This is a genomic window from Halomonas sp. E14 (assembly GCF_052568415.1).
Genome location: NZ_CP199423.1, coordinates 1,308,376 through 1,322,554, shown reverse-complemented (window position 1 = coordinate 1,322,554; position 14,179 = coordinate 1,308,376). Strand labels below are relative to the sequence as shown.

Below are 14,179 nucleotides of genomic sequence, written 5' to 3'. Positions count from 1 at the left end.
GGCGCCACGCCGGGTGCCCTAGCCCGGCACGGCATGCGCCTGCAGCCAGTCCAGGGCACCCGGCGTGGCGCGCCACTGATCGCGCATGAGCGTGCGGTACTGCCAGGCCTCGGCCCGCGTGCCGGGGTCGGCGACCCCCTCCTGCCCCGAGGACACCGGGCGAGGGTTCTCGGCACACAGCATGGGCAGGGCGTGGGCATTGTAGCGCTGCACCTCTGCCAGCATGGCTTCCGCCTCGTCGCGCCGCTGCAGGCGAAACAGCGCCAGCACCCGCCCCATCAGCAGGCCGAGCGCCACGGGCTCGTCGCCCTGAGCCTCGGTCATCGCCAGCGCATCCTGGTCGCGCCCTTCGCGCAGCAGCTGATCGAGCACCAGCTCCTGCAGACCCAGGCTGTCCTGGTCGTCGAGGGCGAGCAGCTGCTCGGCAAGCTGGCGCGAACGCGCACGCGCACCGCGCTCCATGCCTACCACCAGCGCCAGGCCGGTACGCAGCAGCACGGCGTTATCGGCTTCGTCCCACAGGAAAGAGCCCTCGCCCTCGCTGCGCACGCGAGCAAGCCAGCGCTCGAGGCGCCCCGCCAAGGGCTCGAACAGGCTCGGCGACATCCACGGCAGGCTGCCGAAACGGCTGGTCAGGGCCAGGGTCAGGGCCTGCACCACCCGCGGCGAATCGAGCCATTCGGGGTGGGCGCACAGCGCACCCAGCCAGTCGCCGGCATGCAGCCAGGGGTCACCCTTGAGCCCCAGCGCGCTGTCGTCATCCACCTCTACCTGGAAATGCTTCTGCCAGGCAGCGAACAGCGTGTCCTCGCGGGCGGTGCTGTGATATTCGAGCTCACCCGAGGGCGTGCAGCGGACGTCGAGCCCGGGGGCCGGGGTCAGCTCCGCCAGCAGGGCCTGCAGCGCGGCGAGCGGTTCCGCCAGGTCTTCCTCGGCGTTGAGCAGCTGGTCGGCCAGGGTGGCCCCGGGGTTTTCCGCCAGGTCGGCCAGGAACTGCAGCTGCTCGGGTTCGAGGTCGCCCTTGCGCGCCAGGCGCCGAAACCAGAAGCGCGCCCGCTCGGCAGCTTCCTTCTCATGACCTTCATGCAGCAACAGCATGGCCTCGATGTAGGCAAGGGTCGGGGAGTCGGGCAGCGCCTGCTGGGCCCGCACGAAGGCGGCTCGGGCACTGTCCAGGTCGTCGCTGTCGAGGTGCATCAGGCACAGTCGCTCCAACGCCACACCGCGCAGGAACAGCGGGCCGCGGTCGAGCACCTCATCGAGCAGTTCGGCACGCTTGCGGGTGAAGCCGCGCTCCTGATAGAGGTCGATCAGCAGTTCGAAGGCGGGCTCGGCCTGGGCCGGCAGACGCGACCAGTCGGCACGCTGGAACAGCGCCTCGAGAATCTGCTGGGCGCGCCCGCGCTGCCCCGTTTCGGCGGCGATCAACCCGGCCTCGAGCAGCGCTTGAGCCGGTGCCCGCCCGCTTTCCAGCGCCGCCTTGAGGGTCGGCCCCTTCCAGTCGCGCAGCGAGAGCATCCACATCAGGTGATCGGGCAGCTCGGCCGGCATCGACACCGCCCCGCAGCAGTGCTTGGTCTTGCGCCCGGAATCGCACCAGCAGGGCTCGTTGCGGCCCGGACGCGCCAGCGGCTCGCAGGCGAAGCCGGCGCGCTCAAGCGGCGTCTGCGACCACAGCTCGGGCGCCAGCGCCTGGGCCATAGCCAGGTCACCCATGAGCCTGGCCCCTTCTTCACGGGCCCATGCCATCAGGGCCGGGTAGTTCTCCTGTTCGCGGATCACTTCCAGCGCGCCTGAAGAAAAGCCCAGCAGTCGTTCGACCCATACTGCCAGCATTGTGCTCTCCGCCATCCCAAAGCCGCTGATTCTAACAGGTAGCGTGCCCCTTGTGCCGTGAAGCGTCATGCCGCGAAGCCGGGCGGCGCTTAATGCCGCAGACTTTCCAGCAGCGGCCGCGTGCGGGCATGCATGTCCAGTTTGGCGCCCAGGCGCACCAGATTCCAGTAATGGCCATTGAGGGTGCGCGATAGCAGCAGGATATCCGCAGGCGGCTGCAGGCGATCCATGGCGGCCCATACCTTGGGGCTCAGGTCGCGCAGGCGGCGGTGAACGCGAACATCGGCGAAGTCCTGCTTGCCGGGCTGGAATAGCGGCGCGATGGCCTGCGCCGATTCACGATACAGCGCCAGCGGTGCGCCCTGCCCCTGGCGCCCACCCAGCCGGTGCAGGGCGTCGTCCATGGCCATGGCATCGTCGGCCAGGGCGGCCTCGAGCAGCTGGAGCATGGCCGTGAGATGCCCCTGCGCCACCGGGATCACCGCACCCAGATCGTAGATGACCAGCCGCCCCTGCTCGTCGGCGGCGAAGTTGCCGGCGTGGGGGTCGGCATGCAGCTCGCCGTGGGTGAACAGCTCGAGGGTAAGCCAGTCGGCCAGCGTCGTCGCCACCCGCTGGCGTACCCCTTCGCTGGCGCCTTCCAGCTCGCGCAGCGGCGTGCCCGCCACGTAGCGCATGGCCAGCACCCGCGGGCCGGAGAGCTCGGGCAGCGGCTCGGGAATCACCAGGCCGTCCAACTGTGCATAGCGCTGGCGATAGCGCGCCAGGGCGCAGGCCTCGGCATGGTAGTCGAGTTCGCCGCGCAGGCTCGCGGCAAGCTCCTCGAACAGCGCATCGAGGCGCGCCTGGGGGATCTTCAGCCAGCGGCCGATGCGCATGATGCGCTTGAGCTGGGCCAGGTCGCCTTCCAGCACCTCGGCAAGTCCAGGGTACTGGACCTTGAGCCCCACACACTCGCCGTCATGGGTGACGGCGCGGTGTACCTGGCCCATGGACGCGCTGGCAAAGGGCTGTGGCTCGACCTTGCGAAAATGCCGTTCGAGCTCGCCGTACTGCGCCTGCAGGGTGCTCTGGATGCTCTCCCACGGCATCGGCTCGGCCTGGCGCTGCAGGCGCGACAGCTCCTCGGCGAGATCGGGGGGCAGCAGGTCATCCCACTGGGCCATGATCTGGGCCAGTTTCATCGCCGGCCCCTTGAGTTCGGACAGCCCTTCGAACAGGGCCTCGCCCAGCGCGCGCCAGTCGGCCTGCCCGCCCAGGCGAGTGCGCAGGATGGCGCCTCCCGTGCGGGCCCCCAGGCCCAGCAGCCGCCGCGTTCTACCTCGCTCACGCATGGTGTCGCTCTCCTGACTGAATGGCATAGCCGCCTTTAAATGGCATGGCCGCTGTACCTTGCACGCCTGCCTGCCGGGGCGTCTTCCGCCAGCAGCACACGGCATCGCTGCATGATACAAGGCTTGTACAACGATTTCCTAGCATGACACCTGGCCTGGGGCAGGCAATGCTGTAAAAATGTCCATACCCCAACGGGAGAGTGTCGCATGCGCCTGATCATTGCAGAAAAGCCAAGCCTGGCCCGAGCCATTGCGGAGGCCCTGCCGGGCGGCCTGCAGCGCGAGGAGGGGGCACTGCGTGCGGGCGACACGGTGGTGACCTGGTGCCTCGGCCACTTGCTCGAGCAAGCTCCGCCCGACGCCTACGACCCCGCCTACAAGCAGTGGCGGCTCGATCACCTGCCGATCCTGCCTGCACACTGGCAGCTGGCTCCGCGGCCCAAGGCCAGGGGCCAGCTCGGCGTGATCCGCCGCCTGCTCAAGCAGGCGCAAGAGGTGGTGCATGCCGGCGACCCCGACCGCGAGGGGCAGCTGCTGGTGCAAGAGGTGATCGAGTACCTCGGCTGGAAGGGCCCGGTATCACGACTGCTCGTCAGCGACCTCAACCGGCCGGCGGTTCAGCGCGCCCTGGTCCGGCTGGAAGACAACGCCCGCTACCAGCCGCTCTACCGTGCCGCCGAATCGCGCTCCCGGGCCGACTGGCTGTACGGCATCAACCTCACCCGGGCCTGGACCCTGACCGGGCGCCAGGCCGGCCACGACGGCGTGCTCTCGGTGGGTCGCGTGCAGACCCCGGTGCTCGGGCTGGTGGTGCGCCGGGACGCCGAGATCCGCGACTTCACCCCCTACCCCTTCCATGTGCTGTGGGCGGACCTCAGGGTCGCCCAGGGCGAGCTGCGCGCCTGGTGGCAGCCCGGCGAGGCCCACCGGCTCGACGCCCAGGGGCGCCTGCTGGAGCGCGCACCGGCCCAGGCGCTGGCCGACCGACTGCCCGGCGCCGAGGGCCGGCTGGTCGCCCTCGACAGCCGCCGCAAGCGCCAGGCGGCGCCGCTGCCGTACTCGCTTTCCGCGCTGCAGGTGGACGCCGCTCGCCGCTTCGGCCTCTCGGCCCAGGCGGTGCTGGATATCTGCCAGCGGCTCTATGAACGCCACAAGCTGATCACCTACCCCCGCTCGGACTGCCGCTACCTGCCCGAGGAGCACCTGGCCCAGGCGCCCGCCACCTTGTCGAGCGCCTGCGGCAAGGACGAGACGCTGCACGGCTGGCTCGCCGGAGCCGATTTCAGGCTGCGCTCCAAGGCCTGGGACGACAGCAAGGTCGGCGCCCACCACGCCCTAGCCCCCACCGGCAAGCCGGCCGACCTCGCGCGCCTGGAGCGCGCCGAGGCCGACGTGTTCCGCCTAATCGCCCGCAATGTGCTGGCCCAGTTCTACCCGCCACTGGTGGCCCAGGAGGTCAAGGCGGAGTTCCTGGTGCTCGACGAACGCTTCCGTGCCAGCGGCCAGGCGCTGCTGGAGCCCGGCTGGAAGCCGCTGTTCACCACTCGCGACGAGGCGCCGCCGCTGCCCGCCATGACCCAAGGCGAGACCTGTCGCGTGGCCGGAAGCGCGGTCGAGGACCGCGAAACCCGGCCCCCGGAGCCCTTCACCGACGCCAGCCTGATCAAGGCGATGATGAACATCGGTCGCTACGTCGACGACCCGGAGGTCAAGCGAACCCTGCGCGAACATGACGGCTTGGGCACCGAGGCAACCCGTGCCGGCATCATCGAGACACTCATCGAGCGCGGCTATCTGGTGCGCCAGCACAAGGCGCTGCGTGCCACCCGCCTGGGCAGCGGCCTGATCGCCTCACTGCCCGAGGCGGCCTCGCGGCCAGAGCGCACCGCCCTGTGGGAACAGCGGCTGACCGCCATCGCCGAGCATGGCGCCGACCCTGCCCCGTTCCTCGCTGCCCTCATCGACGATCTGCGCGGCCTGCTGACCCGCGCCGATGCCGCTCGGCTGCGCCAGGCCATGGCCGCTGCCCAGGGCGAGGCCGCCACCACCCGGACGACGAGTGCCAAGCGGCGCAAGTCCGGGGCCACGCGCCGCACGAGCGCTACCAGCACCGCACCGAAACGCCGCAAGCCGCGACGCAGCGCCTGAGCGCGCTCAGCGCCATGGCCGGGGCTATCGCGGCGGCCGCGGGAACCTGAGGCGGGGAGCACCGGCCAGGCGGCGCAGCACGTAGTAGGTGCCGCCTGCCAGCGTCAGGGCGATGGCCGCCTTGCCGCGGTGGCGCATCAGCACCGAATAGAGGCTGTGCTCGAAGGTGAGGGGGTAGCCGCCGCGCTCCTCCAGCGTGTTGCTCGGCGTGTAGAGCGCCCCCTGGGTGGTATGGGACAGGCGGCGGCGGTCGTGCTGCAGCCAAGGCATCAGGTGACCCATTACCTTGTCGGCCAGGCGCGGGGCGGCATTGCCTAGGGTGGTCACCGCCTTGCCGCCGCCACCGACCACGATCTCCCGCTCATGATGCTCGGCGGCATGGAAGATGGCTCTCGCCACGGTTTCTGGGGCATAGACCGGTGGCGGGTTCTTCACGCCGCGATAGGTATAGTTGGCCGCATGGTCCTGGTAAGGCGTATCGATGGCGCCCGGCTTGATCAGCGTCACCGAGACCGGCGCCCGCTCCTGCTCAAGCTCCATGCGCAGGGCGTCGGTATAGCCCATCACCGCGGCCTTGGAGGCACTGTAGACGCCCTGCACGGGAATCGCCCGCTCGGACAGCACGCTGCCGATCGTGATCAGCTTGCCGCCGCGCTGGCGCAGATGCTCGCAGGCGATCAGCGAGCCGTACACCATGCCCCAGAAATTGGTCTCGAACAGCCGGCGCTGGTCTTCCAGCGGTACTTCCTCGAGGTTGCCGTAGATGGCCGCCGCAGCGTTGTTGATCCAGGTATCGAAGCCGCCAAAATGGCGCAGCGTGGCCTCGGCCAGGCGGCGCACGTCCGCCTCGACGCCCACATCCACCACCGTGTAGATGGCGTCGCAGCCATCGCGACGAAGCTCCTCCACCAGCTGCGCCAAGGCCTCCTCGCTGCGCGCCGCCAGCGACAGCCGGGCGCCACGCCGCGCGGCCTGTCGCGCCGTGACGAGGCCGATACCGCTGGTGGCACCGGTCAAGACCAGGACCTGTTCCCGCAAGGGCTTGAGATGCATGAAGCCTCCTTTCATTGCGCCATGGCGCAGGCGACACATGCCGCCTGCGCCAAAGCCTGCTACTGTCCTGGGCTTCAGTGTAGAGACACCAAGCGGCCGCACGCCGCCCTCGCTGGCAAAAAGGCATTCGACATGTCCGATACCCATCTCATCGTCGGCCCGGGCGCGCTGGGCCGCCTACTCGCCCTGTCCCTGGCCAAGACGGTTCCGGTGCAGCTGGCAGGCCGCCGGCCGCTGCCTGCCGACCAGACGCTGGTAACCCCGGAAGGCGCAGCGTACACGCACAGGCTCGCCTGCCATCTCAGCGACCAGCTGCCGGCCCTGGCCCCGGCCTGGGTGCACCTGACCACCAAGGCCTACAGTGCCGAAGCGGCCTATGCCCAGATCATGGCACGCGTGCCTGCCTCCACGCCGTTGGTGCTATGGCAAAATGGCTACGAGATCCAGCCGAGGCTCGACGAGCGACACCCAGGGCCCGTGCTGTGCGCTTCCACCACCGAAGGGGCCTGGCTACCGGGCGACGCCAGGGTCGTGCACGCCGGTCGCGGACTCACCTACATCGGTGGCCTGGGTGGCCGCCATGCAGAGCTCGCCCAGCGGCTGGCGGCGCTGCTCGAAGGCGCAGGGCTCAGGGCCCAGGCGGTCGCGGACATCGATACCCGGCTGTGGCACAAGCTGGCGGTGAATGCCGCCATCAACCCGCTGGTGGCGCGCTTTCGCATTCGCAACGGCCAACTGCGCGACCGTCCCTTCCGCCCCATGGTGGAGCGGGTGGTGGACGAGATCGCCACGCTGATGGCGGCCACAGGGGTTGCGCCACCGGAGGTGGGCTGGCAGGCGCTGGTGTGGCAGGTGGTGCAGGCCACGGCGAACAATCGCGCCTCGATGCTGCAGGACGTGCTGGCGGACCGCCCGCTGGAGCATGAAGCGATCCTGCGCCCGCTGCTCAGCGTCGCCGATCGCCACCGGCTCGCCGCCCCTGCCCTCAGGGAGCTCTACACCCAGCTCGCACGGCTGGCCAGCGCACCCTGAGGCGACGCCTGGTACCTCCGACGTAGGGCTGCTAAGCTTGAACGACCAGTGCCATGAGCCTTGGCGACACAAGGCGAGGGACACAGCAAGGGAAGCGAGTCAGGAAACATGAAAACGGCTTACGCATGCACCATTGCCATGGTTGCCGGCCTGACACTAATCACGAGCCTGGCCGCGGCAGACGAGGGCGACGCCTGGGAGCGCGACCCCGGCCTTGTCGGCGAAACTCGCTCCACCGCCATCGATGCGCACTGGCCTCTCCATGGCTCCGGCGACGAACCCGCCTACCAAGAAGTGCCTCACGACCTGCTGGCCTCGCTTGGCCAGGTCCGCTGGGAGACGCCCGCCTACGCGGGCAAGGGCAGCGACCTGCTCTACCTAGACAACGGTATGGTGCTGGAGGGCGCCGGCCTGGAATCGCCCGACGGCTATACCTCGGGCTTTCGCCTGACGGCGGGGTTCTCGCCGGTCAACCTGCCGCGCCTCGATATCGGCGCCGAGATCACCTACCGCGAAAGCGATGAAGTGCCGACACGCCTCAGCGACGAGGCCATGCTGCTCAACACCACTACCGTGGGTGGCAGCCTGATGGCCGGCATCCGCATCGGCCAGGTCGGGGTCTACGCCAAGTCGGGCTACGCCGAATGGGAAGGTGACCCCGTGTCCCAGAGCGACGCGCTCTATGCCGCCACCACCGGCACGGCGCGAATCCAGGGCTTCGGCGCTCGAATCCAGCACAACCGCCTGGTCAGCCGCCTGGAATTCGAAGAGATCAATGCGCCGAGCATGGCCCACCTGAATCTGATCACGGCTTCGCTGCACTACACCTTCTGAGCACCCACGCCCGACCGCCCCAGACCTGACAAGCGATACGCCCCGCCTCGACGCAAGTCGAAGCGGGGCGCTGACCGATGGGAGGCGTCTTGCCGCGTATCGTCAGCCCGTGTTGCGCAGCCCCGCGGCGATACCCGCCATGGTCACCATCAGCGCGCGTGATAGCTCGCCGCTGATGGCGCCGTCGGCGTCGCGGTTGCGCTGCAGCAGCTCGGCCTGCAGCCCGTGCAGCGGGTCGATGTAGGGGTTGCGCACCTCAATGGCCTGGCGAATCAGCGGGGTCTGGTCCAGCAGCTGCGGCTGGTCGAGAATCGCCAGCAGCACCGAATGCAGCTGAGTGAAGCGCTGACGCAGCTCATCACCCAGCTCCTTGAGCGCCGGCTCGTCGACCAGCCGCCGCTCATAGTAGGCGGCAATGCCGACATCGGCCTTGGCCAGCAGCATCTCCAGCATGTCCAGGTAGGTACCGAAGAAGGGCCAGCGGTCGCGCATCTCCTGCAGCACCTCGAGCCCGCCGTCTTCCTCTAGCCGGGCGGCAAACGCCTCACCGCTGCCCAGCCAGGCCGGCAGCATCAGGCGGATCTGGGTCCAGGCGAAGATCCACGGAATGGCGCGCAGGGTCTCCACCCCGCCATCCTGGCGCCGTTTGGTGGGGCGCGAGCCCAGCGGCAGATGTCCCAGCACCCCTTCCGGGGTCACCGCACGGAAATAGGGCACGAAGTCGGGGTCCTCGCGAACCACGCTGACGTAGCTGCGGTGTGCCAACGCCGCCAGGCGGTCCATCTCCTCGCGCCAGCGCGGCTCAGGCGCCGGCGGTGGCAGCAGGGTCGCCTCGAGCACGGCACAGGCGTAGATCTCCATGGAGCGCAGGGCGATGTCCGGCTGGCCGAACTTGAAGCGGATCATCTCGCCCTGCTCGGTCACACGCAGGCTGCCGTTCACCGAGCCCGGCGGCTGCGACAGGATGGCCGCGTAGGCCGGGCCGCCGCCGCGGCCTACCGCCCCGCCGCGGCCATGGAACAGGGTCAGCGCTACGCCATGGCCTCGGCATACCTCCACCAGGCGCTCCTGGGCGCGGTACTGGGCCCAGGCGGCAGCCAGCTGGCCGGCATCCTTGGCCGAATCGGAGTAGCCGATCATCACCTCCTGGCGATCGCCGACCAGGACCCGGTAGCCTGGCAGCGCAAGCAGCCGGTCGATTACGTCACCGGCCCGGTTGAGATCGTCCAGGGTCTCGAACAGCGGCGCGATGGGCAGCGAAACGGCGCCGCCCACCTCCTTCATCAGCAGCGCCACCGTGAGCACGTCGGAGGGCTGGGCCGCCATGGAAATGATATAGGTGCCCAGCGCCTCAGCCTGCTCATGGGCGATGACGCGGAAGGTGTCGAGCACCTCGCGCGTCTCGGCTGAGCACTCCCAGCGGCGCGGGATCAGCGGGCGGCGCGACTCGAGTTCGGCCAGTAGGAAGGCCTGGCGCTGCTCTTCGCTCCAGTCGCGATAGTTGCCCAGCGCCAACGCATGGGTCAGCTCCTCCATCACCAGCGCATGGCGACTGGCCTCCTGGCGAATGTCGAGCTTGGTCAGGGTCACACCGAACACCGCCACGCGACGCAGGGTGTCGAGCAGCGCCCCGTTGGCGATGGTGTCGAGACCCACGTCGCACAGCGAACGGTAGCAGGTGAGCAGCGGCGCATAGAGCTGGTCGCTGTTCTCGATGATGGGCCCGCCTTCGTAGCTCCTGCCTTCGTAGCTCTTCCCTTCGAAGCCGTTGCCGTCGAGCTGGGCCTTGGCCCAGTCGCGGGTCGCCTCGACCCGCTGCAGCAGCCGCCGCAGCAGCTCGCGGTAGGGTTCAGCCACCCCGCCCACCTCGGCCCGCAGCGCGCTGTTGCACTTCCACATGGAGAGCTCGGCCTTGAGCTGCTCGAGGTCGCGCAGGTAGAGATCGGCAGCCATCCAGCGTCCCAGCAGCAACACTTCGCGGGTGACCCGCGAAGTGACGTTGGGGTTGCCGTCGCGGTCGCCGCCCATCCACGAGGCGAAGACGATCGGCGCGGCGTCCAGCGGCAGGCGCTCGCCGGCCGAGGCCAGCAGCAGGTTGTCGAGATCGCGATGAAAGGCCGGCACCGCTTGCCACAGCGAGTTCTCGATCACTGCGAAGCCCCACTTCGCTTCGTCCACCGGGGTGGGCCGCTCGTGGCGAATCTCGTCGGTATGCCAGGCCTGGCTGATCAGCTCCTCGAGGCGACCGCGGGCGCGGCTGGCGCGCTCGGGATAGTCGAGGGAGGATTCGATCACCGTGAGACACTCGTCGATAGCATCGTATTTCTGGATCAGGGTGCGCCGGATGACTTCGGTGGGATGCGCGGTGAGCACTAGCTCTACGCGCATGGAAGCGAGGTTCTCGACCAGCTTGCGCGGCGCGTGGCCGGCGCTACGGGCACGCTCGAGCAGCTCGGAGAGCACCGGCTGTGAACCGGGCTTGTAGTCCTCCACGCGGCGAAAGCGGGCGCGATAGTGCTGCTCGGCGATGTTGGCCAAGTTGAGGAACTGGTTGAACGCACGGGTCACCGGCAGCAGTTCGCGGTCGGGCAGCTTGCGCAGAAACTCGATCAGCTCACGGCCGCTGTGCACGTCTCCCTGACGTCCCCTCTTGGCCAGGCCGCGGATGGTCTCGATGCGATCGACAAAGCCTTGGCCCAGGTCATCGGCGATGGTACGGCCCAGGCTGTCGCCCAGGATGCGGACATTGTCGCGCAGGGATTCGTGCAGATCGCCACTCATGGCCGATCTCCTTCCGAAGGGGTGGGGGAAAAAGGGGGTTCGAGCCGCTTGGCAGCCTGCCAATGCCGCTCCATGGTATCCAGGTCGGCGTCGTGGGGCGTCATGCCCTGCCGGGCCAGCGCCGCCTCGACGTAGCGGAAGCGCCGTTCGAACTTGGCGTTGGTCGCGCGCAGGCAGCGTTCGGGGTCGGCCTTCAGCGTGCGCGCCAGGTTGGTCACGGCGAACAGCAGGTCGCCGACCTCGCTGGCCGCATGGTCGCGGTCACCGGCCGCAAGGGCTTGCTCGACCTCATCGAGCTCTTCGCGAATCTTGGCGATCACGCCCGTCGTGTCAGGCCAGTCGAAGCCAGCCCGCGCGGCACGCTTGGAAAGCTTGGCGGCGCGTGACAGCGCCGGCAGCGTGCGCGGCACGTCATCGAGCAGCGAGGGCGAGCTGGTGTCGTCGGCGCGCCGGGCGCGCTCATCGGCCTTGAGCGACTCCCAGCGGCGGTTGACCTGTTCCAGTTCCGCCTGCCGGGCCTCGGCCTGCTCAGCGCTGACGCCAGGCGGTCGCCGCGAGGCCAGGGTACCGTCGGGAAAGACATGCGGGTGGCGATACACCATCTTGGCCGTCAGGGTGTGCACCACGTCATGAAAATCGAAGCGCCCCTCTTCGCAGGCGAACTGGCTGTAGTAGACCACCTGGAACAGCAGGTCGCCGAGCTCCCCGGGCAGTTCGTCCCAGGCGCGCCGCTCGATGACATCGGCCACCTCATAGGCTTCTTCCAGGGTGTGCGGCACGATGCTGTCCCAGTCCTGCTTGAGATCCCACGGGCAGCCCTGCGCGGGATCGCGCAGTACGGCCATCAACGCAAGAAGATCATCGAGGCGGTAGCCGGTCTCGCTCATGGCCTCCCCCCCTTGCGCTTGGCACCCTTGACCCCGGTGCGCAGGCGCTGCACCTCGATCACGTTGGAGAGCTGCTGGATACGCGAGAACAGGCGCCCCAGGGTCTCCAGGCCATCCACCTCCACGGTAATGCGCATGCGGGCAATGCCATCGCGGGTGTCGGTCAGGGTGTTCACGGAGAGCACGTTGACCTTGTCGTTGCTGAGAATGGCGGTGACGTCGCGCAGCAGGCCGGAGCGATCCCAGGCCTGAATCTCGATATCGACAGGGTACTGGGTACGGGCGCGCTGCCCCCACTCCACCTCGATCACCCGCTGCGGCTCGTCGATGCGCAGCTGCAGGATATTGGGGCAGTCCTGGCGATGCACGGTGACCCCGCGGCCCTGGGTAATGAAGCCGACGATCGGCTCACCGGGCACCGGATGGCAGCAGTTGGCCATGCTGGTCTTGAGGTTGCCCACGCCGAGCACGGTGATGTCGCTGGCGCCGCCCTTGGCCTGGTCGCGCTTGGGCTTGGCCAGCAGGCGGTCGAGCTGCTCCTGGTCATCGGTCTCGCCGAACAGCTGCTGGGCCTGGTGCAGCACCTGGCCGATGCGCAGGTCGCCCGCCCCCAGGGCGGCGTACATGTCGTCGGGACTCTGGTAATTGACCTTGCGCGCCAGGGTCTCGAGGTCCATGTCCTCCACGTCGAGCCGGCGCATCTCGCGATCGAACAGCGCCTTGCCCTCCTCCAGGTTCTGCTCGCGCGCCTGGTGCTTGAACCATGATTGAATCTTGGCCCGCGCTCGCGAGGTGCGCACATAGCCGAGGTTGGGGTTGAGCCAGTCGCGGCTGGGCCCACCCTTGCTAGCGGTGAGGATCTCGACCTGCTGGCCGGTCTTGAGCTTGTAGGTGAGCGGCACGATGCGCCCATCGATCTTGGCGCCGCGGCAGCGGTGGCCAACCTCGGTATGCACGCGGTAGGCGAAGTCGATGGGCGTGGCGATACGCGGCAGGTCGATGACGTGCCCGTCCGGGGTGAACACGTAGATACGATCCGGCGCCACGTCGCTGGAGAGCCCTTCGCGCAGGTCGCTGAAGTCGCCGACCTCCTCCTGCCACTCCAGCACCTGGCGCAGCCAGGCGATCTTCTCTTCGTAGCTGGAACTCTTGCCGCCGGTGTCGTGGCCCTTGTAGCGCCAGTGGGCGCAGACGCCGAGCTCGGCCTCGTCGTGCATGGCGAAGGTGCGGATCTGGATCTCCAGCACCTTATTCTCGGGGCCGAGCACAGCGGTGTGCAGTGACTGGTAGCCGTTTTTCTTGGGATTGGCAATGTAGTCGTCGAACTCGTTGGGCACATGGTGCCAGCGCGAGTGCACCAGTCCCAGCACGGTGTAGCAATCGGACAGCGACGGCACCAGGATGCGCACGGCGCGCACGTCGTTGACCTGGGAGAAATCGATGCGCTTGCGCTTCATCTTGCGCCAGATCGAATAGATGTGCTTCGCTCGGCCGTTGACCTCGTAGTGGGTGATGCCGTGGGCCTCCAGGAGCCCCTTGAGTACGTCCACCACATCATGAATGTAGCGGTCGCGATCGAGGCGCTTCTCCGCCAGCTGGCGGGCGATGGTCTTGTAGTCATCCTCGTGCAGGTAGCGGAAGGAGAGATCCTCGAGTTCCCACTTGACCTGGCCGATGCCCAGGCGATGCGCCAGCGGCGCATAGATGTCGAACACCTCACGGGCAACCTGCAGACGCTTCTCGCGCGGGGCGTCCTTCACCTGGCGCAGGGCGCAGGTACGCTCGGCGATCTTGATCAGCGCCACGCGCACGTCGTCGATCATGTTGACCAGCATCTTGCGCAGATTGTCCTGCTGGTCGTGCTGGGCCATGCCGTGGCTGGGGCTCTGCACCTTGCTGATGGCCGCCATCTGCAGCACGCCGTCGATCAGACCCGCCACCTCGCTGCCGAAGCGGCGGCTCACGGCCTCCAGGGTGAGCTGCCCTTCGCGCACGGCGCGATAGAGCACGGCAGCCTCCAGGGCCGGCTGGTCGAGCTTGAGCTGGCCGAGGATATCGGCCATCTCGAGGCCCATGCGAAAGCTCGAGTCCTGGGGCAGCCAGGCCTTGTGCGGCTTGTCAGCCTGCTGTGAAAGGCGCAGCGCAAGCTCGCAGGCGTCGCGCATCTCATCGGGATCGCGCAGCTTGACGTCGTCCTGCAGACGCACGATCCAGTGGCCGATATCGACTTCGCCGGTGTCGGTGAAGGGCTGGTCGTCGCGCACTTTCACCATC

The 14,179-nt window shown here is 68.4% G+C and carries 9 protein-coding genes; 3 read left to right on the top strand and 6 right to left on the bottom strand.

The genetic code is table 11. The features are described 5' to 3' along the window. Positions 1-18: 18 nt before the first annotated feature. Both ACT7B3_RS06090 and ACT7B3_RS06085 read right to left on the bottom strand, forming a co-directional pair. Positions 19-1,836, bottom strand: a complete 1,818-nt coding sequence (locus tag ACT7B3_RS06090) for an SEC-C metal-binding domain-containing protein (RefSeq protein ID WP_445157225.1) — start codon at positions 1,834-1,836, stop codon at positions 19-21. An 89-nt stretch (positions 1,837-1,925) separates the two neighbouring features. Further along, on the bottom strand, positions 1,926-3,170 hold the full coding sequence (locus tag ACT7B3_RS06085) for an ABC1 kinase family protein (RefSeq protein ID WP_445157224.1): 1,245 nt from the start codon (positions 3,168-3,170) through the stop codon (positions 1,926-1,928). A 207-nt stretch (positions 3,171-3,377) separates the two neighbouring features. Here ACT7B3_RS06085 and ACT7B3_RS06080 point away from each other — a divergent pair, with 207 nt between their 5' ends. Beyond that, the gene (locus ACT7B3_RS06080) at positions 3,378-5,318 is read left to right on the top strand and encodes a DNA topoisomerase III (protein WP_445157223.1); all 1,941 of its coding nucleotides are present in this window, start codon (positions 3,378-3,380) and stop codon (positions 5,316-5,318) included. A 24-nt stretch (positions 5,319-5,342) separates the two neighbouring features. On the opposite strand, the gene ACT7B3_RS06075 is transcribed toward ACT7B3_RS06080, so the two are convergent. Next, positions 5,343-6,371 (bottom strand): SDR family oxidoreductase, encoded by a 1,029-nt coding sequence (locus ACT7B3_RS06075; protein WP_445157222.1) that lies wholly within the window; start codon positions 6,369-6,371, stop codon positions 5,343-5,345. A gap of 132 nt (positions 6,372-6,503) precedes the next feature. On the opposite strand from ACT7B3_RS06075, the gene ACT7B3_RS06070 reads away from it, so the two are divergent. Next, positions 6,504-7,403 carry a ketopantoate reductase family protein gene (locus tag ACT7B3_RS06070; RefSeq protein ID WP_445157221.1) on the top strand — a complete coding sequence of 300 codons (900 nt, stop codon included), beginning with the start codon at positions 6,504-6,506 and terminating at the stop codon, positions 7,401-7,403. A 108-nt stretch (positions 7,404-7,511) separates the two neighbouring features. Then, on the top strand, positions 7,512-8,237 hold the full coding sequence (locus ACT7B3_RS06065; protein ID WP_445157220.1) for a hypothetical protein: 726 nt from the start codon (positions 7,512-7,514) through the stop codon (positions 8,235-8,237). A 102-nt stretch (positions 8,238-8,339) separates the two neighbouring features. On the opposite strand, the gene ppc is transcribed toward ACT7B3_RS06065, so the two are convergent. Genes ppc through relA form a run of 3 tightly spaced genes read right to left on the bottom strand, consistent with a single transcriptional unit; the run spans position 8,340 to position 14,178 of the window. After that, the gene (ppc, locus tag ACT7B3_RS06060) at positions 8,340-11,018 is read right to left on the bottom strand and encodes a phosphoenolpyruvate carboxylase (RefSeq protein ID WP_445157219.1); all 2,679 of its coding nucleotides are present in this window, start codon (positions 11,016-11,018) and stop codon (positions 8,340-8,342) included. Further along, positions 11,015-11,905: a nucleoside triphosphate pyrophosphohydrolase gene (mazG, locus tag ACT7B3_RS06055; RefSeq protein ID WP_445157218.1), complete on the bottom strand. Its 891-nt coding sequence runs from the start codon at positions 11,903-11,905 to the stop codon at positions 11,015-11,017. The genes ppc and mazG overlap by 4 nt, the downstream gene beginning before the upstream one ends. Further along, positions 11,902-14,178, bottom strand: a complete 2,277-nt coding sequence (relA, locus tag ACT7B3_RS06050) for a GTP diphosphokinase (RefSeq protein ID WP_445157217.1) — start codon at positions 14,176-14,178, stop codon at positions 11,902-11,904. Before relA ends, mazG begins: the two co-directional genes overlap by 4 nt. Between the last annotated feature and the right edge of the window lies 1 nt (position 14,179).